Raw genomic sequence first — 2123 nt, 5'->3', positions numbered from 1 at the left:
CCGGAACGGTGTAGAAGCGCCACGCCATCTTGCCCGTTTCCGCGTCATAAGCTGATATATAGCCGCGCACCCCATATTCGGCCCCGGCGTTCCCGATTACGACCATTCCCTTTGCGATCCGTGGCGCGCCAGTGATCGAATAGGCCTGGGTGACATCGGTTGTCTGCGTGCTCCACAAGATTGTTCCGGCGCGTTTGTCCAGCGCGATGAGGCGACCGTCCAGCGTGCCTTCATACAGCTTGTCTCTGTAGAGAGCAACACCGCGATTGACAGCATCGCAACATAGAAAATACGCCCGGCTGCGATCGATCGCAGGATCATACTGCCACAGCATTTTGCCTGTCTTCGCGTCCATTGCGTAGACGACGTTCCACGATCCGGTGGTGTAAATCACACCGTCTTCCACGATCGGAGTTGCCTCGAGGCCGCGGGTGGTGTCAAGTTCCTGGCCCCACACCAGTCCCAGATTGGCAACGGTCTGCTCGTTGATCTGGTTCAGCGGACTGAAGCGCTGATCGTCGTACGTCCGGCCATACATCAGCCAATTCGCGGTATCCCTCGTGACCTCAAGAGTGCTCGAACCGTTTCGAGGCTTGGTGTCACTGAATCCCGCAAACAGAAGCACACTGGGCAACATGGCCCATATCAATGCCGGACGATTCACACTGACACCTCAGATTTAATTTGTTAGTCGACTGAGACTAACACCAGGCTCTGGCATCGTCAGCATCAGAGTGTTGAAGACTTTCGGGGTGTCACGGCGCCGCCCACCGCAGGGTGCAAGGATGACCCTGCTCTCCTGCTCTCGTCCAGGCTTTTGGCGCGCAGCTTCGGTCCGTCTGACACTCGCTTCGTGATAAATCGCCGATGCACTCATCGACCCCTTCTGGCCGTATAACCGGCAAGGACCAGTTTGGACCCGGATTGCGGATATTGAAGGGAATTCGGCGGTGGAGAATAGTTCGCTCACGGCTTGGTCCACCAACATCCCTATTTCGGCGATTCCGGCGGCGCCGGCTGTGTTTCCGTCAATTGCAAAGATATTCTGCGTTGCACCCGCGATACCCGCACTTGAAAAAGCAAGCAAGTTGTCTTACGTTGCCTTGGCAAGGAGGCTTACGAGATACTTGTGCGCCTCATCGCCCTTCAGCAGTCTCGCGTAGTACGCGACCAGGTTGGCGCGACCCCACTCGCTCTGCTCCCAGTGTGGCGCGTTCATTCTTCGCGCGATTGTCACTTCGGCAGCACGTGCCAACTCGGGCGCGGTGCGCGGGCAGATCTGTTGTTCTGGATACAGTGAAACCAAGTGCGAGGTGTGGCGAAGAAAGCAACCGCGCAGGTTGCCACAATACCGGCTTGAGTTGCATAGAAGAGACCGAGACTGGCATTTGGGTGTATAAGGGAGCCCGTGCACCGGTCGAAACGGAAACTGGTTGCGTGATCTAGCTTTCGACTGACGTGGGAGGCATCATGTCCTCGCGAACCATCTATCTGAGCAGGCTGATCGGTCTGTCTTGCGTTCTCGTCATACCTTCGATGATCCTTCAGCGACAAGCCACCGTGGACTGGATGACAGCACTGTTTCACAACTCGTCGCTATTGTGGGTTCTCAGCGTGATTACGCTGACGATTGGGCTGGCGACGGTTCTTGCGCACAATGTCTGGTCGGGCGGGGCGCTGGCTGTGGTGGTTACCCTTGTCGGTTGGGCGATGCTGCTGAAAGGTCTACTCTTCTTGTTCGTTTACTCCGGGACGGCGTTGGAATTCTTTCTGAGCGTGTTTCGCAACCCACTGCTTTTCTATCTATGCATGACGCCGTCGCTCCTGATTGGCCTCTACCTGACCTACGGCGGGTTTACTTCAAAAACTGCGCGATTATAGCGACACAATGCCCGGACCTCGGCCTTGAAACACCATCGTGCTCCGGCCCATTCTGCAGCGGAAAATGTTAACCGTAGCCGATTACGCGTGTATCCAGCAGCATTCCCTTCGACATGGGCGTTTGATCGGCATAGGGGCGGCAGTCACCTGCCGACCCCTGCCACACCACCGTGCGAACGGGTCCGTACACGGCGGTTCGAGAAGTTAGTCTAGTAGTTCTCGAACAGCGAAGGCAGCCCGAG

The 2123-nt window shown here is 56.7% G+C and carries 3 protein-coding genes; 1 reads left to right on the top strand and 2 read right to left on the bottom strand.

Going from position 1 to position 2123, the window contains the following annotated elements:
• Both WCA10_RS04575 and WCA10_RS04570 read right to left on the bottom strand, forming a co-directional pair.
• On the bottom strand, window positions 1-664 hold a 664-nt coding region (locus WCA10_RS04575), incomplete at its 3' end, for an outer membrane protein assembly factor BamB family protein (protein ID WP_472821316.1).
• A 429-nt stretch (window positions 665-1093) separates the two neighbouring features.
• A complete protein-coding gene (locus WCA10_RS04570) occupies window positions 1094-1414 on the bottom strand; it encodes a glycosyl hydrolase family 95 catalytic domain-containing protein (protein WP_472821315.1) in 321 nt (106 codons plus the stop codon).
• Window positions 1415-1470: 56 nt separating this feature from the next.
• Here WCA10_RS04570 and WCA10_RS04565 point away from each other — a divergent pair, with 56 nt between their 5' ends.
• The gene (locus WCA10_RS04565) at window positions 1471-1881 is read left to right on the top strand and encodes a hypothetical protein (RefSeq protein ID WP_472821314.1); all 411 of its coding nucleotides are present in this window, start codon (window positions 1471-1473) and stop codon (window positions 1879-1881) included.
• Window positions 1882-2123: the final 242 nt, after the last annotated feature.

The sequence above is a fragment of the Occallatibacter sp. genome, assembly GCF_049582745.1.
In the GTDB taxonomy this organism is placed as follows: domain Bacteria; phylum Acidobacteriota; class Terriglobia; order Terriglobales; family Acidobacteriaceae; genus Telmatobacter.
Note: the sequence above shows the minus strand (reverse complement) of the source record. Positions and strands in the feature narration are given on the sequence as shown.

Excerpts from the sequence above, each read along its gene's own strand:
- WCA10_RS04565 (WP_472821314.1), top strand. The coding sequence starts at position 1,471 with ATGTCCTCGCGAACCATCTATCTGAGCAGGCTGATCGGTCTGTCTTGC.